The organism is Taklimakanibacter deserti (assembly GCA_003574785.1).
Genome location: QORU01000009.1, coordinates 96214 through 121771, shown reverse-complemented (window position 1 = coordinate 121771; position 25558 = coordinate 96214). Strand labels below are relative to the sequence as shown.

At 62.9% G+C, this 25558-nt stretch carries 27 protein-coding genes; 5 read left to right on the top strand and 22 right to left on the bottom strand.

The genetic code is table 11. The features are described 5' to 3' along the window. Positions 1 to 3 precede the first annotated feature (3 nt). Together kce and DS839_RS19810 are read right to left on the bottom strand one after the other, a co-directional pair. On the bottom strand, positions 4 to 939 hold the full coding sequence (kce, locus tag DS839_RS19815; RefSeq protein ID WP_119272198.1) for a 3,5-dioxohexanoate:acetyl-CoA acetone transferase: 936 nt from the start codon (positions 937 to 939) through the stop codon (positions 4 to 6). Between the two features lie 23 nt (positions 940 to 962). Further along, positions 963 to 1880 (bottom strand): 3-hydroxyacyl-CoA dehydrogenase, encoded by a 918-nt coding sequence (locus tag DS839_RS19810; RefSeq protein ID WP_119272197.1) that lies wholly within the window; start codon positions 1878 to 1880, stop codon positions 963 to 965. 177 nt (positions 1881 to 2057) lie between these two features. On the opposite strand from DS839_RS19810, the gene DS839_RS19805 reads away from it, so the two are divergent. Next, positions 2058 to 2783, top strand: a complete 726-nt coding sequence (locus DS839_RS19805; RefSeq protein ID WP_162918677.1) for a GntR family transcriptional regulator — start codon at positions 2058 to 2060, stop codon at positions 2781 to 2783. An 11-nt stretch (positions 2784 to 2794) separates the two neighbouring features. On the opposite strand, the gene DS839_RS19800 is transcribed toward DS839_RS19805, so the two are convergent. The 9 genes from DS839_RS19800 to DS839_RS19760 all read right to left on the bottom strand — a co-directional run bounded on the left by DS839_RS19800 (position 2795) and on the right by DS839_RS19760 (position 12627). After that, positions 2795 to 3829 (bottom strand): molybdopterin-dependent oxidoreductase, encoded by a 1035-nt coding sequence (locus DS839_RS19800; RefSeq protein WP_368911751.1) that lies wholly within the window; start codon positions 3827 to 3829, stop codon positions 2795 to 2797. Positions 3830 to 4242: 413 nt separating this feature from the next. Next, positions 4243 to 5436, bottom strand: coding sequence for a multiple monosaccharide ABC transporter permease (gene mmsB / locus DS839_RS19795; protein WP_368911750.1), 1194 nt, complete (start codon positions 5434 to 5436; stop codon positions 4243 to 4245). Continuing rightward, entirely contained in the window at positions 5433 to 6971 is a 1539-nt protein-coding gene (mmsA, locus tag DS839_RS19790) for a multiple monosaccharide ABC transporter ATP-binding protein (RefSeq protein WP_119272193.1), read from the bottom strand. Before mmsA ends, mmsB begins: the two co-directional genes overlap by 4 nt. 108 nt (positions 6972 to 7079) lie before the next feature. Further along, complete coding sequence (gene chvE / locus DS839_RS19785) at positions 7080 to 8129, bottom strand: multiple monosaccharide ABC transporter substrate-binding protein (RefSeq protein WP_368911784.1); 1050 nt, start codon at positions 8127 to 8129, stop codon at positions 7080 to 7082. 213 nt (positions 8130 to 8342) lie between these two features. Next, positions 8343 to 8693 (bottom strand): RidA family protein, encoded by a 351-nt coding sequence (locus tag DS839_RS19780; protein ID WP_119272191.1) that lies wholly within the window; start codon positions 8691 to 8693, stop codon positions 8343 to 8345. A 14-nt stretch (positions 8694 to 8707) separates the two neighbouring features. Next, positions 8708 to 10306, bottom strand: a complete 1599-nt coding sequence (locus tag DS839_RS19775; RefSeq protein ID WP_162918676.1) for a M20/M25/M40 family metallo-hydrolase — start codon at positions 10304 to 10306, stop codon at positions 8708 to 8710. A gap of 21 nt (positions 10307 to 10327) precedes the next feature. Next, positions 10328 to 11572 (bottom strand): Zn-dependent hydrolase, encoded by a 1245-nt coding sequence (locus tag DS839_RS19770; RefSeq protein WP_119272189.1) that lies wholly within the window; start codon positions 11570 to 11572, stop codon positions 10328 to 10330. Positions 11573 to 11600: 28 nt separating this feature from the next. Beyond that, positions 11601 to 11825 (bottom strand): hypothetical protein, encoded by a 225-nt coding sequence (locus DS839_RS19765; protein WP_119272188.1) that lies wholly within the window; start codon positions 11823 to 11825, stop codon positions 11601 to 11603. After that, positions 11815 to 12627, bottom strand: coding sequence for a lytic murein transglycosylase (locus DS839_RS19760; protein ID WP_119272187.1), 813 nt, complete (start codon positions 12625 to 12627; stop codon positions 11815 to 11817). The genes DS839_RS19765 and DS839_RS19760 overlap by 11 nt, the downstream gene beginning before the upstream one ends. Positions 12628 to 12733: 106 nt before the next feature. Here DS839_RS19760 and DS839_RS19755 point away from each other — a divergent pair, with 106 nt between their 5' ends. Both DS839_RS19755 and DS839_RS19750 read left to right on the top strand, forming a co-directional pair. Next, entirely contained in the window at positions 12734 to 13363 is a 630-nt protein-coding gene (locus tag DS839_RS19755) for a TIGR02466 family protein (protein ID WP_119272385.1), read from the top strand. A gap of 64 nt (positions 13364 to 13427) precedes the next feature. Continuing rightward, positions 13428 to 14348 (top strand): COG3904 family protein, encoded by a 921-nt coding sequence (locus DS839_RS19750; protein ID WP_119272186.1) that lies wholly within the window; start codon positions 13428 to 13430, stop codon positions 14346 to 14348. A gap of 12 nt (positions 14349 to 14360) precedes the next feature. On the opposite strand, the gene DS839_RS19745 is transcribed toward DS839_RS19750, so the two are convergent. The 7 genes from DS839_RS19745 to DS839_RS19715 form a co-directional block, all read right to left on the bottom strand. Then, on the bottom strand, positions 14361 to 14768 hold the full coding sequence (locus tag DS839_RS19745; RefSeq protein WP_119272185.1) for a hypothetical protein: 408 nt from the start codon (positions 14766 to 14768) through the stop codon (positions 14361 to 14363). 205 nt (positions 14769 to 14973) lie between these two features. Beyond that, positions 14974 to 15186, bottom strand: a complete 213-nt coding sequence (locus tag DS839_RS19740; RefSeq protein ID WP_119272184.1) for a hypothetical protein — start codon at positions 15184 to 15186, stop codon at positions 14974 to 14976. Positions 15187 to 15236: 50 nt separating this feature from the next. Continuing rightward, positions 15237 to 16694, bottom strand: a complete 1458-nt coding sequence (hydA, locus tag DS839_RS19735; protein WP_119272183.1) for a dihydropyrimidinase — start codon at positions 16692 to 16694, stop codon at positions 15237 to 15239. Between the two features lie 324 nt (positions 16695 to 17018). Beyond that, entirely contained in the window at positions 17019 to 18011 is a 993-nt protein-coding gene (locus DS839_RS19730; RefSeq protein ID WP_119272182.1) for an ABC transporter substrate-binding protein, read from the bottom strand. A 29-nt stretch (positions 18012 to 18040) separates the two neighbouring features. Beyond that, the gene (locus DS839_RS19725) at positions 18041 to 19012 is read right to left on the bottom strand and encodes an ABC transporter permease (RefSeq protein ID WP_119272181.1); all 972 of its coding nucleotides are present in this window, start codon (positions 19010 to 19012) and stop codon (positions 18041 to 18043) included. Next, positions 19009 to 19920, bottom strand: coding sequence for an ABC transporter permease (locus DS839_RS19720; protein ID WP_119272384.1), 912 nt, complete (start codon positions 19918 to 19920; stop codon positions 19009 to 19011). The genes DS839_RS19725 and DS839_RS19720 overlap by 4 nt, the downstream gene beginning before the upstream one ends. Before the next feature lie 174 nt (positions 19921 to 20094). Further along, positions 20095 to 20880, bottom strand: coding sequence for an ABC transporter ATP-binding protein (locus tag DS839_RS19715; RefSeq protein WP_119272180.1), 786 nt, complete (start codon positions 20878 to 20880; stop codon positions 20095 to 20097). Positions 20881 to 20994: 114 nt separating this feature from the next. Here DS839_RS19715 and DS839_RS19710 point away from each other — a divergent pair, with 114 nt between their 5' ends. Next, positions 20995 to 21600: a TetR family transcriptional regulator C-terminal domain-containing protein gene (locus DS839_RS19710; RefSeq protein ID WP_438816536.1), complete on the top strand. Its 606-nt coding sequence runs from the start codon at positions 20995 to 20997 to the stop codon at positions 21598 to 21600. Further along, positions 21597 to 22088, top strand: coding sequence for a GNAT family N-acetyltransferase (locus DS839_RS19705; protein ID WP_119272178.1), 492 nt, complete (start codon positions 21597 to 21599; stop codon positions 22086 to 22088). Before DS839_RS19710 ends, DS839_RS19705 begins: the two co-directional genes overlap by 4 nt. A gap of 9 nt (positions 22089 to 22097) precedes the next feature. Here DS839_RS19705 and DS839_RS19700 read toward each other — a convergent pair whose 3' ends face one another. The 4 genes from DS839_RS19700 to DS839_RS19685 all read right to left on the bottom strand — a co-directional run bounded on the left by DS839_RS19700 (position 22098) and on the right by DS839_RS19685 (position 25555). After that, positions 22098 to 22448: a GFA family protein gene (locus tag DS839_RS19700; RefSeq protein ID WP_119272177.1), complete on the bottom strand. Its 351-nt coding sequence runs from the start codon at positions 22446 to 22448 to the stop codon at positions 22098 to 22100. 59 nt (positions 22449 to 22507) lie between these two features. Beyond that, positions 22508 to 23323 (bottom strand): methyltransferase domain-containing protein, encoded by an 816-nt coding sequence (locus DS839_RS19695; protein WP_119272176.1) that lies wholly within the window; start codon positions 23321 to 23323, stop codon positions 22508 to 22510. 177 nt (positions 23324 to 23500) lie between these two features. Beyond that, positions 23501 to 24256, bottom strand: a complete 756-nt coding sequence (locus DS839_RS19690; protein WP_119272175.1) for an enoyl-CoA hydratase/isomerase family protein — start codon at positions 24254 to 24256, stop codon at positions 23501 to 23503. Between the two features lie 3 nt (positions 24257 to 24259). Further along, positions 24260 to 25555, bottom strand: coding sequence for a phenylacetate--CoA ligase family protein (locus tag DS839_RS19685; RefSeq protein ID WP_119272383.1), 1296 nt, complete (start codon positions 25553 to 25555; stop codon positions 24260 to 24262). Positions 25556 to 25558: the final 3 nt, after the last annotated feature.

Sequence of the window (25558 nt, the reverse complement as noted above, 5' to 3'; positions counted from 1 at the left end):
TTCTCAGAATTCGACGCGGTCACCGCCCTTGAGCGCGAGCATGGCGCGCGCCTCGGCGGGGGATGCGACTTCGAGGGACTGGTCGTGCAGGATGCGCCTGATCTTGGCGACCTGCTCGGCATTGCTCTTGGCGAGCTGTCCCTTGCCGATATAGAGGCTGTCTTCGAGGCCGACGCGCGTATGGCCGCCCATGATCGCGCCGGTGGTGACGAAGTTCATCTGGTGACGGCCGGCGGCGAGGATCGACCACTCGTAGTCGCTGCCGAAGAGCTTGTCGGCGATCCTTCGCATATGGACCAGGTTCTCGATATCGGCGCCGATGCCCCCGAGAATGCCGAAGATCGTCTGGACGAAGAGCGGCGGCTTGACCAGGCCGCGCTCGAGGAAATGCGCCAGTGTGTAGAGATGTCCTACGTCATAGCATTCGAACTCGAAGCGGGTGCCGCAGCCCTCGCCGAGCTCCTTGAGAATGAACTCGATATCCTTGAAGGTGTTGCGGAAGATGAAGTCGCGGGAATTCTCGAGATAGGCGGGCTCCCAGTCGTGCTGCCATTCCTTGTATTTGCCGAGGATGGGAAACAGGCCGAAATTCATCGATCCCATATTGAGCGAGCACATTTCGGGCTTGGTCTTCAGCGGCGCGGCCAGCCGGTCCTTGAGCGTCATATTGTGCCCACCGCCGGTGGTGATGTTGATGACGGCATCGCTCTGCTGCTTGATCTGGGGGAGGAAGCGCATGAATACGTCGGGATCGGGCGTCGGCCGGCCGTCTTCGGGATTGCGCGCATGGAGGTGGAGGATCGCCGCGCCGGCTTCCGCCGCGGCGACGGCTTCGGCCGCGACCTGATCGGGCGTGACCGGCAGATAGGGCGTCATCGTCGGCGTGTGGATCGAGCCGGTCACGGCGCAGGTGATGATGACTTTCCGGGGCTTCTTCATGTCCGATGTTCCTTTGAGCCTTCTCATGTCTTCAATTTGCGCAGCGACCGGACTTGGCTGTCGCGCCAGCGCTGGCGCTCGGCGATCGCATCGAGCGGCAATCTCTGCCGGCGGTCGTCGCTCACGACGGACATGGCCGCTTCGCTCCACGGCCGCGATGATCCGAGCGTCCGCCCCATGATTTCGAAGAGGCTGCGATATTTGCGGGCATAATCGGCGAAGCCGCCATCGGCGTTCAGATCCATGGTCTCGAAAGGACCGATGAAGGCCCAGCGCAAGGCGAGCCCGTCGGTCAGGCATTTGTCGATGTCCGCCGGCGATGCGACCTTGGCATCGACCAAGGCCATCGCCTCGTTGACCAGTGCCGCCTGGAGGCGGTTGAGGACGAAGCCGTCGATCTCCCGGTGGATCCGGATCGGCGACTGGCCGATGGCGGTCATGGTGTCCGTGGCGCGCGCGATCGCCTCCGCCGACGTCCACGGCGCGCCCAGCATTTCGACGAGCGGAACGAGGTGCGGCGGATTCACCGGATGGGCCACGAGGACGCGGGCGCGACCGGGAAGGGATTCGGAAAAAGCCGATGGCAAGAGAGCGGAGGTGGATGAGGCGATGATCGTCTCAGGGGCGGCGAGCCGGTCGATGTCCGCCAGCACCGTGCGCTTCAGCTCGAGCGCCTCGGTGGTGTTCTCCTGCACATGCGTTGCGCCGGCGACGGCATCCGCGAGGGTGGGGCTGATGCCGATGCGGCGGCGGACGGCGCTGCGCCGATCGGCGTCCGGGACGTCGTCGGCAAGAGCGGCGTCGATCCATTTGGCCGCATTGTCCGCGGCCTCAGGCGACGGATCGAACAGTTTTACCGACCAGCCGGCACGCGCGAAGACCAGCGCCCAGCTGCGTCCGATCAATCCCGTGCCAACGATGGCAGCGCTTCCTGCGGTCATCGGTCTCCATCCCTTCGCGGCTTTTGCGGCCCGCATTTCTTGGGTCGGGAAGCTACGCAGGATGGAAAGCCATGTCAATATTTGTTATAACAGATATCATACAAACAATTTCTGATTGGCTATTGCTGCGCGCCGCGCATCAGTGCAATGCCAAGTCGGGAGACAGGAGCGACGGGCGTGATTCAACCGGTGCGTGGCGACGCCAAACCGAGCCGCCAAAAATTGCAGCGTCTGAGCAAGACCACTTTGCAGGATCAAGCCTATGAGGAGCTGAAGGACGCGCTGATCGGCGGACAGTTCACGCCCGGGGACGTGCTGGTGATCCGGCAGCTGGCGATCGAGATGGGCACCAGCATCATGCCGGTGCGCGATGCCTTGCAGAGGCTCGTCGCCGAGCGCGCCCTCGAAATGCTTCCCAACCGGACCGTGCAGGTGCCTCTGATCACCAGGGATGCCTTTGACAAGCTGACCGAAATCCGTCTTCGCCTGGAAGCGCTCGCCACCGAAGAAGCGGCGCTGCGCGTGACGGGCGACCTGATCGCGGCTTTGCGCGAGCAGAACGAAGCGATGATGGGCGCGTTGCGGGAAGAGGATGCGGCACGGGCGCTCGAGGCCAACAAGTCATTCCACTTCACCCTCTACCGGGCATCGCAATCAGAGCTGCTCATTGCCTATATCGAATCGCTTTGGCTGAGGATCGGTCCCTTGCTCAAGACGCCGTGGCGGATGGCCGAAGGCTATGCGGTATTCGACCGCGCGCCGGACACCCACCAGCTCGTCATCGACGCGCTCGGACGGCGCGATGCGAAACGCGCGGCCGCGGCCATCGTCAAGGACATAAGCGACGCAGCCGACTGGTATCGCAGCCACAGCAACGTCTTCTCCGGTTCAGATCGCGAATGAACGATCTCGCGCTAAGTGATCGTGATGGGCACGCGATGAATTTCATTGCGTGCGCCCTTGAGCGGCTGGCTGGCCCCGGCTGCGGAATGTGCCCGAGCGCATAATTCATGCCGATTGCCGCGCTGCTCCACTCGCCAGGTGACGGAAAAACGTTGCCATGACCGCGATAGGGGCGGCTCGACATTGGCTCGCATCCAATTCGACCCGCCGTCGGTGCTGACGTCGACAGCGGCGACGCCGCCGTCCGCCCATGCCCAGCCCCAAATTTCGACCGGCTCTCCGGCATTCAGGGCTTCGTCAGGCGATGGCGCGACGATGACTGAGCCAGGTGCGATCGACCAGACCGGGCGCGTGGCGCCGGTCGGTTCGCCTGACGCGGCGCGGATCGCATCATTGTACCACCGGGTGGTGAACGGACCCGGTGCACGCGCATCAGCGACCGTCAACCGCTCGAGCCACTTGACGCTGTTGGTCCCATAGTACCCAGGCACGACGAGCCGTGCCGGAAAGCCGTTCTCGGGCCGAAGTGGCGCCCCGTTCATCTGATCGGCAATAATCACATCAGCCTTCGCCCGCTCGATCGGGAGGTCCTTGACGAAGGCGTCGCAGGCAATGCCGCCGAAAACACCGTAATCGGCGCCGGTGGACCATAGAAAGCGTGCCGTGGGGTCCGGCTCGCAATCCGCGAGCAGTTCCGACAGCCGCACCCCCGACCAGGAAATGTTGCAGACGCGGCGAGTTGGAACCTCCGGCTTGAACGGACTGCCGCAGCACTCGTGAACGGCGTTGAGCTCCACGCGCGGCCGCTTCATAAGATCGCTCAGCGAGAGGCGCAGGGGCCGGCGCACCAGTCCGTCGATCGTAAGCGACCAGCTCGCGGGATCAAGTCGGGGCACGCCGAAATGGCAGAGCACGATCACATCCTCCACCCGCGTCAGCCGCTCAGTGAGCTGATGAGGCTGAAGCGGATGGCGAAGAACGGGTTCCGATGGATCAAGTGGCGCACGGCTCATGGCTACATTCCCTTTTGCCCAAGCCTGCATCATTGGCATTGCCATATCATCAGGCCGGCGATGGGGCTCGATGTAAAGTGCTCCGAGGACTGCCAGTGCATCCCTCTTGCAATCGCGGGCCAGACCGTGCGATTTGGGAAATACCAGTCTTGAGAAGCGTATTCGCAAATACGGCCCGGCGCCGACGTAATGGAACGCAGTGCCCGAAGCGCTGTTCCGCATGAGATTTCAGATGCGAGGTCTAGGAAATATTATAAGACGCCAAAGTCCCGGCATCCCACCGACAAAATTCCCTGCTTCCACTCGACCGGCAAAGCTAAATGACTGATATTGCTGGGGTCGAAATTTTTTCGCGAAAATTCCCTGAAAATCCCTGTATCCAGGCATCCGACAACGTCGGTTGAACCGGCAAGGGCCGGGAATCGTTCCCTATCGATGTGCCGGATCTACCGCGCCTTGTTCTTGTAATAGACGTCGAGGAACACCGCGAGCATCAGCACCGCGCCCTTGATCACCTGCTGCCAGTCGATGCCGATGCCCATGATCGACATGCCGTTGTTCATGACGCCCATGATGAAGGCGCCGATCACCGCACCGATCACCTTGCCGACGCCACCCGTCGTCGCAGCCCCGCCGATGAAGCAGGCGGCGATGACGTCGAGCTCGAAGCCGAGACCTGCTTTGGGCGTCGCCACATTGAGCCTTGCGGCGAAGATGAGGCCCGCCAGGGCGGCCAGCGCCCCCATGATGACGAAGATGAGAAAAGTCAGCTTCTCGGTGTCGATGCCGGAGAGCTTCGTCGCCTTCTCATTGCCGCCCATGGCGTAGATGCGCCGGCCCATCGTCGTGTTGGTCGTCAGGAAGACGAAGAGCGCGATCAGCGCGAACATGACGATCAGCACATTGGGCAACCCCTTGTAGCGCGCCATCAGGAAGGAGAAACCCAGGAAGGCGATGGCGATCAGAAGGTTGCGGCCGTAGAAGATGATGTCCGGCTCCTCGGCGAGCCCATGCGCCTGCTGGTTCAGCCTCTTGCGATAGTTGAAATAGATGATGACCGCCGTCACCAGCGTGCCGATCACCATGGCCGTCACGTTGAACAGGCCGACGCTGAACAGGTCGGGAATGAAGCCTGAGCTCAGGAGCTGGAATTCGCGCGGGAACGGTCCGACCGAGGCGCCGCCGAGCACGGTCAGCGCCAGGCCCTTGAAGATGAGCATGCCGGCGAGGGTCACGATGAAGGCCGGTATCTTGTGATAGGCGACGAAGAAGCCCTGCAGGCCGCCGATCGCGGCGCCCAGCAACAGGCACGCGATGACCGACAGGAACGGATCGAGCTTCCAGCTCACCATCATCACCGCCGCCACCGCGCCGATGAAGCCCGACACCGATCCGACCGAGAGGTCGATATGGCCCGCCACGATGATGAGCAGCATGCCGAGCGCCATGATCACGATATAGCTGTTCTGCAGGATGATGTTGGTCATGTTCACCGGCATGAACAGCGTGCCGTTGGTGGTGAACTGGAAGAAGATCATGATCGCGAGCAGCGACAGGAGGAGCGCATAATCGCGGATGTGAGCCTTGACGAACCGCAGTATGTCGGGCTTCGCTTCGCTCTGTGCGGTTATTTCGCTCATCTCGGCTTTTCCCATGAATTCATGATGGCGCGCATGATCTTCTCCTGCGAGGCCTCTTTGGTCGGCATCTCGGCGACGAAGCGACCCTCATTCATCACATAGATGCGGTCCGAGATGCCGAGAAGCTCCGGCATCTCGGAGGAGATCACGACGACGGCCTTCCCCTGCTCGGCGAGCGCGTTGATGATGGCATAGATCTCGTATTTGGCGCCAACGTCGATGCCACGCGTCGGCTCGTCGAGGATGAGGACGTCGGGCCCCGAGAACAGCCATTTCGACAGCACGACCTTCTGCTGGTTGCCGCCCGAGAGATTGACCGTCGTCTGATAGACGCCCGAGCAGCGGATCGCCAGGTCCTTGCGGTATTTGTTGGCGACCTTGAGCTCCTTGAGGTCATCGATCACGCCGCGCGAGGCAACGCCGTCGAGATTGGCGAGCGTCACATTGTGCTTGATATGGTCGATGAGGACGAGGCCATAGGTCTTGCGGTCCTCGGTCACATAAGCGAGCCCCGCCGCCATGGCCTTGGGGATGGTCGAGACGTCGGCCTTCTTGCCGTGGATCGTGACCTCGCCCGAGATCTTCTGGCCATAGGCGCGGCCGAAGAGCGACATGGCGAACTCCGTCCGCCCCGCCCCCATGAGCCCGGCAATGCCCACCACCTCGCCCTTGCGCACGCTGAAGCTCACATTGCGGATCAGATGGCGGTCGGCATGCAGCGGATGGAAGACGTTCCAGTCCTTCACCTCGAGGATGGTCTCGCCGATCTTGGCCATGCGCTGAGGATAGCGGTCGGTCAGCTCGCGCCCGACCATGGCCTTGATGATGCGGTCCTCGCTGACTTTCGCGGTCGACGTGTCGAGCGTGTCGACCGTCCTGCCGTCGCGCAGGATGGTGATGCGGTCGGCGACCTTCATCACCTCGTTGAGCTTGTGGGTGATGAGGATCGAGGAGATGCCATGCGCTTTCAGCTCCTGCAGCAGTGCCAAGAGCTTGTTCGAATCGGTCTCGTTCAGGCTCGAGGTCGGCTCGTCGAGGATGAGGAGCTTCACCTTCTTGTTGAGCGCCTTGGCGATCTCGACCAGCTGCTGCTTGCCGGTGCCGAGATCGGTGATGAGCGTGTTGGGATGTTCCTTGAGGCCGACCTTCTTGAGGAGCTCGGCGGCGCGGCGGAGGGCCTCGAACCAGTCGATGACGCCCCTTTTCGCCGTCTCATGGCCGAGGAAGATGTTCTCGGCGATGGAGAGCAAAGGAACCAGCGCCAGCTCCTGATGGATGATGATGATCCCGGCGGTCTCGCTGTCGGAGATGGTGGTGAATTTCCGGCTCGCGCCCTCGAACATGATCTCGCCGTCATAGGTGCCATGCGGATAGACACCCGACAGCACCTTCATCAGCGTCGATTTGCCGGCGCCGTTTTCCCCGACCACGGCATGGATCTCGGCCGGCAGAATCGCGAGATTGACGTCCGTCAGCGCATTCACGCCCGGGAACGTCTTGGTGATGCCGCGCATTTCGAGAATGGGCTCGCTCAACGCCCTCATCTCCCCAATATGCTGTCCGGTTCGCCCGGATCTTGATCGATTAAAACATAAGCAAGGGGCTTCGCAAAGCGCGAAGCCCCCCGATGACAGCGCCCCTGATCAGTTATCGATCTGGTCCTGCGTATAATAGCCGGAATCGACCAGCGCCTTCTTGATGTCGTCCTTGCCGACCGAATAGGGGGTCAGGAGATAGGACGGCACCACCTTGACTTCGTTATTGTAGGTCTTGGTGTCGTTGACCTCGGGCTCCTTGCCCTGGAGCACCGTGTCGACCATCTTCGCCGTCACCTTGGCGAGCTCGCGCGTGTCCTTGAACACGGTCGAATATTGCTCGCCGGCGATCATGCCCTTGACCGAGGCAAGCTCGGCGTCCTGGCCGGTGACGATCGGCATTTCGGGCCCGGGCGCATAGCCCACACCCTTGAGAGAAGAAATAATGCCGCGTGAGAGGCCGTCATAGGGGGCGAGCACGCCGTTCACCTTCTTGTCGGTGTAGTTGGCCGAGAGCAGGTTGTCCATGCGGGCCTGGGCGACGGCGCCGTCCCAGCGCAGCGTGCCGACCTTGTCCATGCCCATCTGGCCCGAGACGACGGCGACCTCGCCCGAATCCATCAGGGGCTTCAGGACCGACATGGCGCCGTCATAGAAATAGAACGCGTTGGTGTCGTCCGGCGAGCCGCCGAAGAGCTCGACATTCCACGGCTTGGCGCCGGGGAAGCGTTCCTTGAGCCCGTCGACCAGGGATTTCGCCTGCAGCACGCCGACGCCGAAATTGTCGAAGGTCGTGTAATAGTCGACATCCGGCGTCTTGGTGATCAACCGGTCATAGGCGAAGACCTTGACGCCCGCTTCCTTGGCCTTCTTCAATATGTCGGACAGCGTCGATCCGTCGATCGCGGCGATGATCAGGACCTTGGCGCCCTTGGTCACCATGTTCTCGATCTGGGCGAGCTGGTTCGGGATGTCGTCCTCGCCATATTGCAGGTCGGTGTCGTAGCCGAGCGCCTGGAACTCCTTCACCATGCTTTCGCCGTCCGAGATCCAGCGGGTCGACGACTTGGTCGGCATGGAGATGCCAATAAGCCCTTTGCTCTCGGCTAAGGCCGTTCCGGCGGCGGCCAGCGCCGCGGCTCCCGCAACGGAAGCCATGAAATACCTGCGATTCAGCATGAATTCCTCCCTTGATGCTGTGGAGCGACCGCTCCTTTTCGGGAGATGCCGCCCTTGGGCCCTGTCCTTAGATTGAAACCCAAAAGCGTTCAACGGCAATTTGTATTACAAAAGGCTTTTGTAATACAAATGACTAATAAAAAAATCCCCCTCCCCGGCGGGGAGAGGGATTCGAAACGCTCATTTGCGATCTCAGAGCGCCGCTTCGACCATGATCTCGACATCGAGGCCGGGACCGGCGAGCTTCGCCTCGACGGTGGCGCGCGCCGGCGTCTGGCCCGCCACCACCCAGGCATCCCAGGCTTCGTTCATTTGCGCCCAGGTCTTGATGTCGGTCAGCCAGATATTGGCCTTGAGGATCTTGGTCTTGTCGGTCCCCGCTTCCTTGAGCGTCGCATCGATCTGGTCGAGGATGTCCTTCGTCTGCTCCTTGACCGACTTGCCGACCGTCTTTTCCGCGACATATCCCGAGAGATAGATCTTGTCGCCGTGTATCACCGCATCGCTCATGCGGTTGCCGGCGCCGATACGTTTCAAAGCCATGGGAAACCTCCTGTTTATTCGAGCGCGGCCTTGGTGGCACGAAGCACGAGGTGAGGCAAGACGTCAAATGCGTAAGGAGCGTTGAGCCGTTCCAGCCAGTGATGATAGTCGCGCCCCCAGGGACCGATATTGATGGCCGGATAGGCCGGCGAAGCGGGAAGCGTGAAGCTCGCACCCCAGATCGGCGTATTGGCCTGGGCGGCGGCGAGATCGCCCGACGTCTCGCCGAGGAAGCTCATATCCGATATGCCGGGAAAGTAGCCGAGCCGCGAAATCGTGGTGCCCTTCTCCATGGCGGCCTCGCTCACCGCCGCCATCAGGCGTTCCGCCAAGGCCTCATCGCCGAGGCTCACCGCCGGATAAGGCAGGGAGCCGAAGCCCAAGATGACCGCAGGGCCCGGCAGCTTGGTCGATGCCCAGGCGAATTCGGTGACGAGCCGCGCCCGGGTCGGAAAATCGAGGTCGTTGCGTTCCGCCAATTCGCGGTTGAGGAGATCGAAGGAGGCTTCGAAATCGGGATCGGACTTCAGCGCCTGGGCGAAGAGCTCGGCGAAGCTCAGCACCTGGACCGCTTCCTGCCGGAAGGGCTGCGGCGGGCTGACATTCCCCGCCCTTTGCGCAAGCTTCGCCACCGCCCGCTCCATCGCCTCGCGCGCCATGCCGGTGGCGATGCTCAGGACGTCCGCCGGCGCGCGGCGATGCTGCAGCGTGTTCCAATAGAGGAAGATGCGTGCCGGCGTCGTGACATTGTAGCCGCTCTTCACATCCTTCACATAGAGCGCCGCCGGGGGTGCGGCGATCTCATGGCCGCTGGTCTCGGCGAGCTCGGGCGCGCATTCGAGCTCGGCCAGGAGCTCGGCGGCGAGATAATTGGCATTGATGCCGGCGAAGGGATAGCAGGCATGGGCTTCGCGTCCGACGACGAGCGCCGTCAACAGAAGCTTGCCGATCGATCCCGTCGTCAGCGAGCGGCCGAAGGCGCCGTCGCCGTCATCGGCGATCGAATCGAGATTGATGACGAGGCGGATATCGAGATCGCCCTCGCGCGCGATGACGGGGAGGATCGCCGCCGCCGCGCGCATGCCGGCCGAGCGGTCCTCCTCATCGGGGGTCGCCAGCAGCAGGATATTGCCATGCCGGTGCTCTTCGGCGGCGAAGGTCTCGAGCACGGCAATGCCCGCCGCGATCCCGGCTTTCATGTCGAGGAGCCCGCGGCCCGGCAGATAATCGCCCGATTCGAGATCGGCGAGGGCTGCCGGATTTTCGCCGGTCCGCTTCAGCTTCTCGATGATCATCGGGAGCAGCGTCTCGGGATCGCAGGCGTAAGGCATAAGCTCGGCATAATCGTCGAACGGCACCGTGTCGAAATGCCCGGCCAGCACCACCGTCCTGCGGCCCTCGCCCTTCACCAAGGCGAGAAGGTTGCCGCGCTCCGTCCCGTCATCGAGCGGCTGCACCTTGAGATGCGACGGGTTGAGATGGAAATAGCGGTTCTGCGCCAGCATCGCCTTCAGCAAATGCGGGAAGTCGCATTCGCTTGGGGATCCGGTGACGCTGCGCCACTGGGTCATCTGGATCGCCGTAGCACGGCTCCTCGCCGCGAGGTCGGTCACGGGCCCCTCCGGATGATGCGATCAGGCGAACCGCCGGTCATATTCGAGCACGGCATTGAGCAGCACCTGGGCGCCCGCCCCGCATTCATCGAAGGACGTCGATTCCGCTTCATTGTGCGAAAGCCCGCCGAGGCAGGGCACGAAGATCATGGTCGTCGGCGCGACGCGGGCGATATAGGCGGCGTCGTGGCCGGCGCCGGACGCCATGTCACGGGTGGCGAAGCCGGCCTGGTCGGCGCCATGGCGCACGCAGTCGATGAGGTCCGCCGCGAATCTGACCGCCGGCGACTTCCAGATCCGCTTCTCCTCGATCTCGAGCTTGAGCTCTTGCGCGATGCGCGGCAGGGCCGCCTGATAGGCCGCCTCCATCTTGTCGAGCACGCTCTCGTCGGGATGGCGAAGATCGACGCTGAAGAACACTTCGCCCGGCACGACATTGCGGCTGTTCGGCCGGTTCTCGAGGAGACCGACGCTGGCGACGCCCGGCAGATGATCGAGCCCGACCTGATTGATCGCCTCGATCATGCGCGCGGCACCGACGAGCGCGTTCTTGCGCAGGAGCATGGGGGTGGCACCCGTATGCGCTTCCTGGCCCCTGACCGTCACCTCGTACCAGCGCATGCCCTGCACGCCGGTCACGACGCCGATCATCTTCTGCTCGGCCTCGAGGATCGGCCCCTGCTCGATATGAAGCTCGAACATCGCCTGGAATTTGTGCGAGCCTACGGGCTCCGAGCCCTTGTAGCCGATGCGCGTCAGCTCGTCGCCCAGCGTGATGCCGTCGCGATCGGCTCTGGCGTAGGCATAGTCTTGCGTGAACACACCGGCATAGACGCCCGAGCACAGCATGGCGGGTGCGAAGCGCGAGCCTTCCTCATTGGTCCAATTGACGATCATGACGGGCGCATTGGTCTCGTAGCCGAGATCGACCATGCTGCGCAGCGCTTCGAGCGCGCCCAGGACGCCGAGCACGCCGTCGAATTTCCCGCCCGTCGGCTGGGTGTCGAGATGCGAGCCCATGGCGATGGGCTGGAGCTTGTTGTTCTTGCCCGGCCTGAGCGCGAACATGTTGCCGACGCTGTCGACCGACACCTTGCAGCCCAGCGCCTCGCATTGCGCCTTGAACCAATCGCGCACCTTCTTGTCTTCGTCGGAAACCGTGAGCCGCTTGATGCCGCCTTTCGGTGTCGCGCCGTATTTGGCGGTCTCCATGAGGGCGTCCCACAGACGCTGCGGATTGATGGTGAGATTGCTCTTAGCGGTCATGGAACGGCCTTTTCGAAGCGACAAAAGATTATTGCGGAGGATTGTCAGGCGTCTTCGGCCAACTCAAGAAAAAAGTCCACAGCGCATAGCAGAGCATCGCGGCGGCGATGGCTATCCACAGGCCGCTTTGGTTGTAGATCTCGAAAGCGAGCCACAGAGCGACGACGGCCGTGATGGCGATACGCCGCCACAAGGGCCGGTAGAAAGGCGAAGACTGTTCGTAGGTGCGCTTGCTCTCTCGACTATTGTCCATCGATCTGCTTGCCCATGATGGCAATCGCCTTCTGGTAGACGGTCGCGGCGTTCCACCCCTGGATGGCGCTGAAATTGGTCTGGCCCGGCTGATAGCCGGCACCCCTCACCCAGCCATGGCCTTTGAGGAAATTGGCGGTGGAGGCGAGCGCGTCGGCCTTGGAATTGAGATTGACGCGGCCGTCGCCATCGCCGTCCGCGCCATAGAGCCGGACATTCTTGGGCAGGAACTGGGTATGGCCGACCTCGCCATGCATGGCGCCGCGCGCCGAAGCCGAGAGCGTTCCGCGGTCGATGAGGGCGAGGGCCGCATAAAGCTGCTCGGTGAAATATTCCGTCCGGCGGCAGTCATAAGCCAGCGTCGCCACCGCCGACAGTGTGTTCTGATTGCCGGTGACGTTGCCGAAACCGGTCTCCATGCCCCATATGGCCAAGAGCGGCCCCGGCGGCACGCCATAGCGCCTTTCAAGGGAGGCAAAGAGAGCGGCATTGGATCTCTTGAGCGCCCGCCCGCGCGACACGATGGCAGGCGCGCCGCGCTTGGCCATGAAGGCCGAGAGCGACAGCTTGAAGCTCTTCTGGCTGCGGTCGGCCCTGATCGTGGCGGTCGAATAGCTGGTGTTCATCAGGGCGGCGATGGCTTTCGGCTTGACGCCGTTCTGCTTGGCTTCGGCGCTGAAGCTTTTCTTCCAGCTCTCGAAATTGGCCCCGCTGCTGCTGCATCTGGCGGCCTCGGCCGCGCCTGCCGCCGTCAGGAACACGCTTACGGTTGCGAGCAATCCCATCCATGTGCCGAGCCTCATGCCGTCCTCCGCCTTTCGTCGCTGATTTGAGGGAACCCGAATGTGCCATCAAGCGGCGGCCTTGTCACCGCTTGGATGAGATGGCATCAGGGGGATGGTTGAGCCCATGCCGAAGCCATCGTCCGCCCATATCGAGGCGCTGTTCCCGACCCTCGTCTACCGCACCGTCATCGAGGGTGCCGGCCGGCTTAACCATGATCTCGAACAGGCCGCCCTGGCGCTCGCCGAGAACGACACGGCCGGGCGGCGCTGGTGCGAAAAGCACGGCTATTCGGGCTATACCTCCTATGGCTCGCTCGCTGATCTCCCCGACCGGAGCCCGCTTTTCGCCAGGCTCAAGCGCGGCATCGAGCGCCACGCCGCCCGCTTCGCCAAGGAGCTCCATTGGGACCTGCGCGGCGGCAAGCCCGTCTGCGATACGATGTGGGTCAATGTGCTGCCCGAGGGCGGCTCGCACAGCTCGCATATCCATACCAACGCCGTGCTGAGCGGCACTTACTATGTCACCTCGCCCGAAGGTTCCGGCCCTATCGTCTTCGAGGATCCGCGCCATGGTTTGATGATGGCGGCGCCGCCGCGCAAGGCCCAAACCCCTCGTCCCTTGCGGACCTATGTCAGCGAGACGCCGGTTCCGGGTTCCCTGATCCTGTGGGAAAGTTGGCTGCGCCACGAAGTTCCCTTGAACCGGGCCCGGGCTGAGAGAATCAGCGTGAGTTTCAACCTCGTCATCGGGTGATCCTGCTTTCCGGAACATGGAAAATGTGTATAGTCCGGGCGAGGCGATAATCCGGGCATCCCCAATGAAAGCTCTCCCGTCTGTTGTTCTGGCGCTCCTGACGATTGTGCTTGCTGTTGTCCTGCCGGCCGGTCAAGCCGATGCGGCGAAAAAGAAGACGGAGACGCCCGTCTACGACCAGCCGATGCGGGTCGTCATCGTCCGCAGCGTGATGGGGGGGTGCGAGCCCTCCTGCCCGCAATGGATCTCGGCCGAAGGCCAGATCACGGCAAAGTCTCCGGCGGTGTTCAAGAAGGCGCTCGCCAAGGCGAAGGATCTGCGGCTGCCGGTGGTCGTCACCTCGACCGGCGGCGATGTCGATGCCGCGCTCAAGATCGGCGAGATGATCCGTGGGCGCCATCTCGATGTGGCGGTGGGCTGGACCTATTTCGGCGGCTGCGCGCCGCATCAGACGAATTGCAAGCTTCCCAAGGCGCAGAAGGGCGTCTATCGCGGCGTCATCATGTCGGGCCAGGGTTTTTGCGTTTCCGCCTGCGCCTTCATCTTGGCTGCCGGCGAAAAGCGCTTCATGGGCGAGGGCACGGCCGTCGGCGTGCATCAGATCAGCCGGACCATCACCCAGGAGAAGGTCCGCTATTATGAGCGCTACCGCATCGTCCGGGGCAAGAAGCAGGTCCTGAGCCGCAAGGTCGTCAGCCGCAAGCCGATGAAGAGCTATGTCTCGACCAAGCTCGACCGGAGGCTCGAGAAGAAGCTCAATGCCTTCTTTGCCAAGATGGGCGTCGACAAGTCTGTGCTCGGGCTGTTCAACAAGGCACCGCCGACGTCCATGTATATACTGACCTGGGGCGAAGCGCGGAACACGAAGCTCGTCACCGATCTCACCCCTGCGACGGATCTCGTCGCCGGCAGCCGCTGCAAGAGCGATCCGCCGGCCGACAACTGCGTGCTCATCGCGGATGAGCAGGCGGCCGTCGCTCCCTGATCCATCACCGCATCACGGTTTGGAATTCGCCTTCTCGAGCGCCCGCTTCATCTGAGCGTCAAGCGCTTTGAATTCGCTCATCATTGCTTTGCAAGCTGCCTCGCTTGCGGCACATTTGGCGTTGGTCCTGACATACCACGCCCCATCCTTCTGCCGGAAAGCATGGCGGCAGGCGACGGCGGGATGCGCCTCGTTTGCCGACGTGGTGATGGTCAGCGTTGTCAAGTCGGCTTTATTGGCATAGGCCACATAGCGGGCATTGCCGCCAACTCTCTTGAATGCCTTGGTTTTGGCCACATTGGCCGCAATTTCCTGCGGAGACTGGCCAGCGATACCACAGAACTCCGCTTGGGCGGCACTCGGAAGAGCGGCTCCCGCCGCACCAAGGATCAGCAGGATCACTTTTCGCCACTGTTTCATGACTGCCTCCAACGCAAGGCGTAACAGCGCCTGCCCTTTTCACCGCACGGGGCCGCCAAGCCCGGATCATCGCCCCATCATTGTGGGGCCTTCCTTTGCCACTGCACATCGTGAACTTTGAACTCGGCTAGGAACGTCCTGCAGGCTTCCCGGCTCGCCTCGCATTGGATTGTGTGCCAAGCCTCCCAGTCGCCAGACTTCCGTGTCACGCGGCGGCAGGCGACAGCGGCGTGGTGACGAGCAGCGTCAGCACGGCCTTTTGGTTGAAGTAGGATACAAAGCGGGCATTGCCGCCATATTTCTTGAACTGCTTCGTTTTGACGACATTGGCGGCGATCTCCTGCGCGGAGCTGCCGGCAACGCCGCAGAAATTTGCCTGCGCCACGGATGGAAATGCAACGGCCGCTGCCCCGAGCATCGCCAATCTCAACTTTCTTGAACGTAGCATGCCTGCCCCCGTCCCTATGACTATGGCGTCACCGTTCCTGCCCTTTTGACCGCGCGCGGCCGGTTGGTTTCGCGCCAGGTCGAATTGGCGACATGGACGGCGGGATAGGGATCGCGGCGGACGAAATCGCCATCCCCCGCTTTGGCCCTGAGATCGCCGTCCTTCCAGGCGATGCGCCCGCGCGACAGGACCACGACCGGCAATCCTGTGCATTCATAGCCTTCGAATACATTGTAGTCGATGCGGCTCACTTGCGCCTTGGCCGAGATCGTCTTCGTCTTGTTGGGGTCCCAGAGGACGAGATCGGCATCGGAGCCTTGGGCGATGCGGCCCTTCTTGGGATACATGTTGAGAATGCGCGCGATATTGGCGGACGTGACGGCGACGAACTCTTCCTTGGTGAGCCTGCCGCTATTGACGCCGGCCGTCCACAGGACCGGCATGCGGTCTTCGAGGCCGCCCGTGCCATTGGGGATCCTGGTGAAATCCTTGGCACCCATGCGCTTCTGCTCGGTGGTGAAGGAGCAGTGATCGGTCGCCACGACCTGCAGCGAGCCCGACTGCAATCCGGCCCACAGCGAGTCCTGGTGCTTCTTGGGCCTGAAGGGCGGCGACATCACCCGCCTTGCCGCATAGTCCCAGTCCTTGTTGCGGTACTCGTCCTCATCGAGGGTGAGGTGCTGGATCAAGGGCTCGCCATAGACGCGCTTTCCGGCTTCCCGCGCGCGCTTGATCGCCTCATGCGCCTCGCGGCAGGAGGTGTGCACGACATAGAGCGGGCATCCCGCCATGTCGGCGATCATGATGGCGCGGTTGGTGGCCTCGCCCTCGACCTCGGGCGGACGCGAATAGGCGTGGCCTTCGGGCCCGGTGATGCCTTGCGCCAGGAGATCGCCCTGCATGCGGAAGACGACGTCGCCGTTCTCGGCGTGGACCAAGGGCATGGCGCCGAGCCCGGCGCAGCGCGAGAAGGAATGATAGAGCTCATCGTCATTGACCATGAGCGCGCCCTTATAGGCCATGAAATGCTTGAAGGTGTTGATGCCATAGGTCTTCACCACCGTTTCCATCTCGTCGAAGACCTGTTTGTCCCACCAGGTCACCGCCATGTGGAAGGAATAGTCGGACGCCGCCTTCTCGGCCTTGCGGCGCCAGTCCTGATAGGCGGCGAGCATCGACTGCTTGGGGGCGGGAATGCAGAAATCGACGATCATGGTGGTGCCGCCGGAGAGTGCCGCCTTGGTGCCCCATTCGAAGTCATCCGCCGACACGGTGCCCATGAACATGAGCTCCATATGGGTATGGGGGTCGATGCCGCCCGGCATCACATAGAGGCCACCGGCATCGATGATCTCGGCCTTTCCCGGCGCCTCGAGCTTCTCGCCCACCGCGACGATGCGCCCCTCCTCGATCAGCACATCGGCGCGCCGCGAATGATCATGATTTACGACAATACCGCCGCGGACGAGAATGGACATGAGAGGCCTCCGTTTCTTACTTTCCCTCCCTCTTGCGGGGAGCACTATCGCATATGGAATTTTTTAAGGCCCCATCATCATTCCCCTTCTCCCGTTGCGAAGCAATGGGAGAAGGGGCGCGAAGCGCGGATGAGGGCTCTTTCGCGCAGTGCACTCTGATCTCAACGAGCATTTCTTGCTGAAACAAAGAGCCCTCACCCGGCCTTCGGCCACCCTCTCCCATTGCTTCGCAACGGGAGAGGGGGAACATCGGAGATGGCTCGCTCGCTTCAAGAATTCTCATATGCGATAGCCCTACCCTGCGGGGGAGGGGAACTGAGTACGCTACATCTTCTTCACTTCGTCGGTGACGACCGCCGACCACGCACCTTCCGGCTTCTTGGAGATGACGGGATCGGAGCCGCCCTTCATCAAGGTGTCCACCGTGCGGTCAGCGGCGGCGGTGTCGAGCGTGCCGTCGGAGCCCTCGGTGAGCTTGTTGATCTCCTGCATCATCGTCTTCTGGTGGCCCTCGGTCTGGGCACCCGTCGCGTCATTGTCGAGCACGATCTTGGCCGCATCGTCCGGATGCTCGCGCGCCCAGTCCCAGCCCTTCATCGACGCCTTGACGAATTTCGCCATGGTGGTGACGAAGGCCGGATCCTTGAGCTTGGCTTCGAGCACATAGAGCCCGTCCTCGAGCGTGGCCACGCCCTGATCCTCATATTTGAAGACGATCAGGTCTTCCGGCTTCACGCCCGCTTCGATCACCTGCCAATATTCATTGTAGGTCATGGTCGAAATGCAGTCGGCCTGCTTCTGGAGCAGCGGATCGACATTGAAGCCCTGCTTCAGCACCGTGACGCCGTCCGGCCCGCCAGTGGTCTTGAGCCCGAGCTGGCTCATCCAGGACAGGAACGGATATTCGTTGCCGGAGAACCACACGCCCAGCGTCTTGCCCTTGAAGTCTTCCGGCTTGGTGATGCCGGTGTCCTTGCGGCACGTGAGCATCATGCCCGAGCGCTTGAAGGGCTGGGCGATATTGACCAGCGGCACGCCTTTCTCGCGCGACGCGAGGGCCGAGGGCATCCAGTCGACGACGACATCGGCGCCGCCGCCCATGATCACTTGCGGCGGCGCGATATCGGGTCCGCCCGGCTTGATCGTCACGTCGAGCCCGGCGTCCTTGTAGAAGCCTTGCGCTTGCGCGACGTAGTAGCCGGCGAACTGGGCCTGCGTCACCCATTTGAGCTGGATGGTCACCGCCTCGGCGTAAGCCGCGGCGCTGCCCGCCATGAGCGCCGCGGTCGCCGCCGCGGCCATCAGAAATTTCTTCATGCTGTACGTCTCCTCTTCTCCCTGTTTGCCTACTGGTCTTTGCGCGACCGGTAGGACGGATGCCAGAAGGTCACCGCGCGTTCGATGAGCGCGATCACCCCGTAAAAGGCCGAGCCAGCGAGTGCTGCGACGGCGATCTCGGCCCAGACCAAGTCGAGATTGAACTTGGCGACCTCGGTTGAAATGCGAAAGCCCATGCCGACAATGGGGGTTCCGAAGAATTCCGCAACGATGGCCCCGATCAGGGCCAGAGTCGAGTTGATCTTGAGCGCATTGAAAATGAAGGGCATTGCCGCCGGAAGCCTGAGCTTCACCAGCATGTCGAAGTAGCTCGCGCCGTAAGACCGCATCAGGTCGCGCTCGAGATGGCCTGCCGCCTGAAGGCCTGCCACCGCATTCACCAGCATGGGGAAGAAGGTCATGATGACGACGACGGCGGCCTTGGAGTGCCAGTCGAAGCCGAACCACATGACCATGATGGGCGCCACGCCGACGATCGGCAGGGCGGCGAAGAGATTGCCGAGCGGCAGCAGCCCCCGCCTGAGGAATCCCCAGTAATCGCACAGGATCGCCACCACAAAGCCGGCGAGCGAGCCCAACGCCCAGCCGATCAGCACGGAGCGCATGAAGGTCTGGATGAAATCCGCTTCCAGCGTGGCATAGGACGTTGCAATTCTGGTCCAGATGTCCGAGGGCGCCGGCAGGAATACCGGCGATATGCCGAAACCCTTGACGATGAGCTGCCACAGCAGCAGGAGGGTCAGGCCGAAGATGGCCGGAACGGTCAAGTTGCGCAGCCTGAGCGCCAGAGGCGACGATGCGGCGAGACCCGAAAGCGCGTCATTGCCGATCCACACCAGGGCCCACAGCACCAGGACGCCGATCCAGAACAGGACGCCGGGTTGTGCCGTCACCTGATGCGCCATCAGCCACAGGAGTCCGCCGGCGGCGAGCAGAATGGCGATCACGGCGGGCGGGCTGCGGCGCAGGTTGGCAATCATGGCTTCGCCCCCATGGCGCGCGCCACCTGGCGCTCGACGAAGCCGACGAGCCAGACCAGTCCCGATGACATGACTGCGGCGGCGACCAGCGCCGCCCAGATCTGCTGGGTCTGGCCGTAGTAAGAGCCGTTGAGCAGCCGGGCGCCGATGCCGGCCTGGGCGCCGGTCGGCAATTCAGCGACGATGGCGCCGACGAGTGCTATGGCGATTGCCACCTTGAGGGAGGTGAAGAGGAAGGGCACCGCGGCGGGCCAGCGCAGTTTCCAAAAGGTCTGTGCCGTGCTCGCATTATAGGTGCGCATCAGGTCGAGTTGCATCGGGTCGGGCGAAGTGAAGCCCTTCACCATGCCGATGGTGACCGGGAAGAAGCACAGATACATGGAGATCAGCGACTTCGGCACGAGACCGGTGAGCCCGATCGAGCCCAGCACCACGATGATCATCGGCGCGATCGCCAGGATCGGGATGGTTTGCGAGGCGATGATCCACGGCATCAGGCTGCGGTTGAGCGCCTTCACATGGACGATGGCCGCGGCAAGGGCGATGCCGAGGAGCGAGCCCAGCACGAAGCCGAGCAGGGTGGAAGAAAGCGTCACCCAGCAGTGATAGAGGAGCGATCGCGGCCGCCACGGCTCGACCGTGAAGATCGTGTTCCACAATTCGGCCATGACCTGGTTGGGCGCCGGCAGGACCGGGCGCGGCAGCGACCAGGAGATCGACAGCGTATTCATGAGACCGCCGCCCGCGGCATCGATCAGGGGCTGGCTCAACACCCGGTTCATCGGGATGGCAGCGACATACCAGATGACGAGGACGATGGCGACGATCACCGCTACGGGGAAAGCGTGACCCGCGGCGAGCGCGCTCGCAAATGACGGCCGCTGTGCTGTGGCGGCGGCGACGGTCATGGAAGGACTCGCGCGCATACCCTCTCCCCCCACGGGGGAGAGGGAGGGACCCATTGCGCAGCAATGGGAGGGTGAGGGGGAACGGACGGCGCAGCATTTCGCTTCGGCAAGACTCTTGCCGTCGGTTCCCCCTCACCCTGCCCTCTCCCCCGCGGGGGGAGAGGGCAAACACCCTCAGTCATCATAGCTGTGCCCTTGCCTCAGGCCTTCGCGCACACGCTGTGCAACTTTCAGGAATTCCCGCGTCTCGCGGATATCGAGCGTGCGGTCATGCGCGAACTTCGTTTCGATCACGTCGATGATGCGCCCGGGCCGCGGTGACATGACGACGATCTTGCTCGACAGGAACACCGCTTCCGGGATCGAATGGGTCACGAAGACCACCGTCTTCTTCGTGCGCGCCCACAGCTCCAGCAGTTGCTGGTTGAGCTTGTCGCGCACGATCTCGTCGAGCGCGCCGAAAGGCTCGTCCATCAGGAGGAGCTTGGGATCGAAGGCAAGGGCGCGGGCGATCGACACGCGCTGCTGCATGCCGCCCGAGAGCTGCCACGGAAACTTCTTCTCGAAGCCGCTCAGATTGACGAGATCGAGATTGCGCGCGATGCGCTCGGCCCGCTCGCGGGCGCTGAAACCCATGATCTCGAGCGGCAAGGCGACATTGCGCTCGATGGTGCGCCAGGGATAGAGCGCCGGCGCCTGGAACACATAGCCATAGGCGCGCTTCTTGCGCGCTTCGTCGGGCGTCATGCCATTGACCGAGATCTGGCCTTCGCTCGCCTGCTCGAGATCGGCGATGACGCGCAGCAAGGTCGTCTTGCCGCAGCCCGACGGCCCGATGAAGGATACGAAATCCCCGTCCTCTACGGTGAGATTGACTTTCGACAGGGCATAGACCGGCCCGTCGGCTGCTTCGAATGTCAGGCTCAGCTCGCGCGCCTCGATAACGGACGCTGCCGCCATTCAACCTCCCCTGTATCATTTTTTAGAGACTCGTTGGAAAAGGATGCTATGCGGTCTTGACCATTTGATCAAGAATTAACACCATCGGCTATGGCCCAACCCAAGCAGAAGCTCATGGGCAAGACCCGCATCCAGGCGATCAATGAGGACATCATCCTCGCGGCCGCCCTCGAGGTCTTTTCGGTCTATGGCTATCGCGGCTCGACGGTCGACCAGATCGCCGAGCGTGCCCAGATGTCGAAGCCCAATCTGCTGTATTACTTCCGCCGCAAGGACGATATCTACCGCGCCGTCCTGGAGAAAACCCTGGCCGACTGGCTCAAGCCCTTGCGCGGCCTCGATCCCCAAGGCGAGCCCCTGGCCGAGATCGAAAACTATGTCCGCGCCAAGATGGCCATGTCGCGCGACAATCCCAAGGCCTCGCGGCTCTTTGCCAATGAGATGCTGCATGGCGCGCCCGCCATCGGCGACTTCCTTGCAGGGCCCATGAAACTTCTGGTCGACGACACGGCGAAGATCATCAAGGGCTGGATCACCAAGGGGCAGATCGCCGCCATCGATCCCTATCACCTGATCTTCACCATCTGGGCGATGACCCAGCATTATGCCGATTTCGATATCCAGATCCGCGCCGTGCTCGGCAAGAACGGCGATCACTTCCCCGATGCCGAGACGACGATCATCCGTTTGATCCAGGATGGGCTGAGGCCCCGGAAATGACTACCTTGCGGCCGTGGTCGGAGGCTGATCTCCCCGTCCTCGAAGCCTGCAACACGTCTGAGCAGAAGAAGTATCTCGGCGGTCCGGAGAGCCCGGAACGCCTCTTGAAGCGCAATCGCGACTTTGCGCAGATAGTGATTCCGGGCGAGACGCGCATGTTCCGCATCGACCACGAAGGCTCACCCGCAGGCTCGATCGGCTATTGGCGGAAGGAATGGCGCGGCGAGACCGTCTATGAGACCGGCTGGGCGGTGATGCCGCACCTCCAGGGCCGCGGCATCGCTCATGCCGCGACCGCGGCACTGATCGCCATTCTCAGGCAGGAAGCGCAGCGCCGCTTCCTCCATGCCTTCCCTTCGCCCGAAAACCTCGCTTCCAACGCGATCTGCCGCAAGGCCGGCTTCCTGCTTCAGGGCGAATATGATTTCGAGTTCCCGCCGGGCCGCATCATGCGCTGCAATGACTGGCGTTTCGATCTCACCGGCTGAAGCAAAGCTTCACATGGATCGGCCGTCGAAATCCATCACCGGGACCTTGCTCATGTCGACGCCTTCGAGGCAGCGGACATTCACATAGGCCATGCGCTCAGCCTTGCCGGCGCCGTCATCGGCAAAAGGATGAATGCCGCAGGTGCGGCAGAAGCGGTGCACGATCGCATGCTTGTTGAAGGTGTATTTCTGCAGGTCGGTCTCGGGCGACAGCAGCTTCAGGCTGTCGCGCGGCACGGCGATGAGGAGCGCTCCCTTGCGCGAGCAGATCGAGCAGTTGCAGCTGATCGCTCCGCCCGAGAGATCGCTTTCCACTTCGAAAGCGACCTTGCCGCAATGACAGCGTCCTTTGTAGCGCATGTTGTTCCCCTCAGAAGGATAGCCGTCGCGCCGATCATAGCGGCATTGGCTGAGTATTTCTATGCCGGAACGCGCCCGATGAGGCGGAAGAATGTATGCGACGTCACCAGCACACGAGGATCGGCGAGATGGCGCTCGAGATCCGCCATGTCGCTTTCGAGCTCGGCCTTGCTGATAAAACCCTGGGCGATGAGCCTGTCGCGCACATTGTTGATGAAATCGCGCAGGATGGGCCTGCGGTCATGGCCCGGCGGATAGACATGCATCACCGCATCGACGCGGATGTCCTCGACGCCCGCCGCGCGGAACAGCTCATGCGTGCGCCTGCCGATGAAGAGATCGATGCCTTGCCCCGCCGAATAGGCGATATAGGCCTTGAGCAACCGGTCCCAGGCCGGCAGCGGCGGATCGCAGACATGGCCGACGAAATCCGCTTCGAAACTCGCCACCCAGCCACCGGGACGCACCAGCGCGACCATCTCGCGCACGATCCTGTGGGGCTCGGGCACGTTGACGAGGACGAGGCGCATATGAGCGCCGTCGAAGGATGCGCGCGGCAGCCCGGTCGCATAGGCATCGCCCTCGCGCAGCTCGACCTGGCTCAGCGCGTGATCCTGGACGAAGCGGCGGGCCAGTTCGACGAAATGCGGGCTGCGCTCGATGCCGAGCACCGAGCCTCTGGGCCCGACGCGCTTGCCGAGGAGATGCAGCACGCCGCCTGGTCCGCAGCCGAGATCGACGATACGCTCGCCGGGCTTGATGCCGATCTTCTCGAACTGGGCGTCCGAATCGGGCGCCAGATTGGCGATCTGGCGTTTGAGGCGCGCTTCCTCGGCTTCGGCGCGCCCCAGCAGATATTGGTCGGGTTGCGTCACGGCACGTTCCTCTTCTGAAACCCGGATACAGGGAAGATACAGGGTAAAGTCAAAAAATCACTCTTCCAGAACGTGGAAAAAGTCAGGATAAGTCTGATTTTTGAGAGCTTAGCCCGGAAATGCAGGCTTCTGGAGAGCAGGGAAGCTTCGCCCGATGACCAGGGACCGTGCCACACGCTAGCGAAACTGCGATACCCTGCGGGCCGTCTCGGGGTCGAGGAAGCCTTTCACCGTCGCCGCCGTTTCCTGTTCCATCGCCGCCTCGAGCCCGGCGCGCGCGGGCCTTGCCAATATGCGGCGCAGATCCGCAACCCGCTCCCGGGGCAGTGCCGCGAGCCGCCTGGCGAGGTCTATCGCGGCCGGCAGGAGTGCTGCATCGTCGACGACGTCGCGGATGAGGCCCCAGGACCTCGCCTCAACGGCATCGAACTTCTCGCCCAAGAGGATCATCTCGCGCGCCCGGGCGAGGCCGACGAGGCGCGGCAGGAGCTCGGTGACGCCGCCGGTGACGAAGACGCCGAGCGCGATCTCCGGGAAGAAGAAGCGCGTGCCCTCGGCGGCGATGGCGAAGTCGCAATTGATCACCCATTCGAGGCCGCCGCCCGCGGCCCAGCCGCGGATTGCGCCAATGACCGGCCGTTCGCCCAGCATGATCGCACGGGTGACATCCTGGATGCGCTCGATATAGGCCCTGGTGTCCGCTTCGTCGGTAGCCTGGGTGTTGAAATCCTTGAGATCGTCGCCGGCGCAGAAGGCGCGGCCTTCGCCGGTGAGCACGATGGCGCCGACCTTGCTGTCGCGATTGGCTTCATCGAGCGCGGCGATGAGGTCTTCGAGCAATTCCGGCACGATGGCATTGAGCCGGTGCGGCCGGTTGAGCGAGATCTTCTGGACGCCGTCGCCGAGATAGTCGCTGAGCACGGTCTTGGTCATGATCTATCTCCTGACTACCCTGCGGGTCTTGCCCTCGCTCCGGGGCAGGCTGTTGAACGGCAGCACGGTGAGCCTGGCGCTGACGCCGATCTCGGTTTTGATACGTCGCTCGATCGTCTGGACCAGGCTTCCGACTTGAACATGGCCTTGAGCGAGCTCGGCCTCGACCGGCAGGATGTCATAGGGTCCTTTGCCGTCGAGCATGATGCGGTATTCGCCCGAGAGCTCGGCGAAGGAATTGAGGACGGCGGCGATCTGCGTCGGAAACACATTGATGCCGCGCACCACCACCATGTCGTCGCTGCGGCCCGCGACGCGGAAGCGCGGCGCGGTGCGCCCTGAGCGCGCTTTGCCGGTGCCGGTGATCTCGATGATGTCGCCGGTGCGGAAGCGCACCAGCGGCTGGCATTGACGCGTGAGATGAGTGAGGACGAGCTCGCCCTTGGCGCCCTCTTGCCAGGCGAGCGGCGCGCCATTGGCGGGATCGATGAGCTCCGGGTGGAGGATATCGAGCGCCAGGAAATGCAGGTCGTTGTCGACCTCGCTCTGGCCGGCGAAGACGCTGAACACATCGGTGACGCCGTAATTGGCATTGCGGGCGGCCATGCCCCAGGTCGTCTCGAGCCGGCGGCGGAATTCCGGATCGTCGAGCCCGGCCTCGCCGCCGAAGAGCCCGAGCTTGAGGCCGAGATCGGAAGGCCTGAGCCCGGGAAAATTCTCGGCGATGACGCGTTCGAGCACCGCGGGGTAAGAGGGCGTGCAGGAAATGGCGGTGATGCCCAGCTCCCTGATGGTGCGGATCAGCAATTGGGTCTCGCCGATCCCGAAGGGCACGACCGTGGCGCCGGCGGCTTCGAGCGTCGAATGATCGGTGTAGCCGCCCATCCACAGACGGTAATTGAGGCAATGGACGACGCGGATGCCGGGTCTCAGCCCCGAGGCCCGGTGGGCGCGGGCGCCGAGCAGCGCCGTCTCCTCGGCATCGCGCCGCGACAGAGCGAGATTCATCGCCGTGCCGGTGGTCCCTGAGGTGCGATGCACGCGGGCGATCTCGCTGTCCGCCGCGGCGAGATAATCGCCGAAGGGCGGATATTCATGCTGGCTCCGGCGCAGCATCTCCTTGTCGATCAAGGGCAGCTCGGCGAGGTCGGCAAGCCGTTCGGGCGGCCGCTTCCGGCCCCAGGCCCGCCGATGCAGCGGCGACCTCTCGGCCACATAGTGGCGCTGGCTTTCCCATAGGCGCTGGCGATGCGCCGCGAGGTCGTGAAGATCGGCAAAATCGGCCCGGTCGACCAGCATGGC

Bases quoted from the DNA above. Each gene is read 5' to 3' on its own strand.
- kce (WP_119272198.1), bottom strand. From the start codon at position 939: ATGAAGAAGCCCCGGAAAGTCATCATCACCTGCGCCGTGACCGGCTCG.
- DS839_RS19810 (WP_119272197.1), bottom strand. From the start codon at position 1,880: ATGACCGCAGGAAGCGCTGCCATCGTTGGCACGGGATTGATCGGACGC.
- DS839_RS19800 (WP_368911751.1), bottom strand. From the start codon at position 3,829: ATGATGCAGGCTTGGGCAAAAGGGAATGTAGCCATGAGCCGTGCGCCA.
- mmsB (WP_368911750.1), bottom strand. From the start codon at position 5,436: ATGAGCGAAATAACCGCACAGAGCGAAGCGAAGCCCGACATACTGCGG.
- chvE (WP_368911784.1), bottom strand. From the start codon at position 8,129: ATGGCTTCCGTTGCGGGAGCCGCGGCGCTGGCCGCCGCCGGAACGGCC.
- DS839_RS19780 (WP_119272191.1), bottom strand. From the start codon at position 8,693: ATGGCTTTGAAACGTATCGGCGCCGGCAACCGCATGAGCGATGCGGTG.
- DS839_RS19770 (WP_119272189.1), bottom strand. From the start codon at position 11,572: ATGACCGCTAAGAGCAATCTCACCATCAATCCGCAGCGTCTGTGGGAC.
- DS839_RS19765 (WP_119272188.1), bottom strand. From the start codon at position 11,825: ATGGACAATAGTCGAGAGAGCAAGCGCACCTACGAACAGTCTTCGCCT.
- DS839_RS19760 (WP_119272187.1), bottom strand. From the start codon at position 12,627: ATGAGGCTCGGCACATGGATGGGATTGCTCGCAACCGTAAGCGTGTTC.
- DS839_RS19755 (WP_119272385.1), top strand. From the start codon at position 12,734: ATGCCGAAGCCATCGTCCGCCCATATCGAGGCGCTGTTCCCGACCCTC.
- DS839_RS19750 (WP_119272186.1), top strand. From the start codon at position 13,428: ATGAAAGCTCTCCCGTCTGTTGTTCTGGCGCTCCTGACGATTGTGCTT.
- DS839_RS19745 (WP_119272185.1), bottom strand. From the start codon at position 14,768: ATGAAACAGTGGCGAAAAGTGATCCTGCTGATCCTTGGTGCGGCGGGA.
- DS839_RS19740 (WP_119272184.1), bottom strand. From the start codon at position 15,186: ATGCTCGGGGCAGCGGCCGTTGCATTTCCATCCGTGGCGCAGGCAAAT.
- hydA (WP_119272183.1), bottom strand. From the start codon at position 16,694: ATGTCCATTCTCGTCCGCGGCGGTATTGTCGTAAATCATGATCATTCG.
- DS839_RS19730 (WP_119272182.1), bottom strand. From the start codon at position 18,011: ATGAAGAAATTTCTGATGGCCGCGGCGGCGACCGCGGCGCTCATGGCG.
- DS839_RS19725 (WP_119272181.1), bottom strand. From the start codon at position 19,012: ATGATTGCCAACCTGCGCCGCAGCCCGCCCGCCGTGATCGCCATTCTG.
- DS839_RS19720 (WP_119272384.1), bottom strand. From the start codon at position 19,920: ATGACCGTCGCCGCCGCCACAGCACAGCGGCCGTCATTTGCGAGCGCG.
- DS839_RS19715 (WP_119272180.1), bottom strand. From the start codon at position 20,880: ATGGCGGCAGCGTCCGTTATCGAGGCGCGCGAGCTGAGCCTGACATTC.
- DS839_RS19710 (WP_438816536.1), top strand. From the start codon at position 20,995: ATGGGCAAGACCCGCATCCAGGCGATCAATGAGGACATCATCCTCGCG.
- DS839_RS19705 (WP_119272178.1), top strand. From the start codon at position 21,597: ATGACTACCTTGCGGCCGTGGTCGGAGGCTGATCTCCCCGTCCTCGAA.
- DS839_RS19700 (WP_119272177.1), bottom strand. From the start codon at position 22,448: ATGCGCTACAAAGGACGCTGTCATTGCGGCAAGGTCGCTTTCGAAGTG.
- DS839_RS19690 (WP_119272175.1), bottom strand. From the start codon at position 24,256: ATGACCAAGACCGTGCTCAGCGACTATCTCGGCGACGGCGTCCAGAAG.
- DS839_RS19685 (WP_119272383.1), bottom strand. From the start codon at position 25,555: ATGCTGGTCGACCGGGCCGATTTTGCCGATCTTCACGACCTCGCGGCG.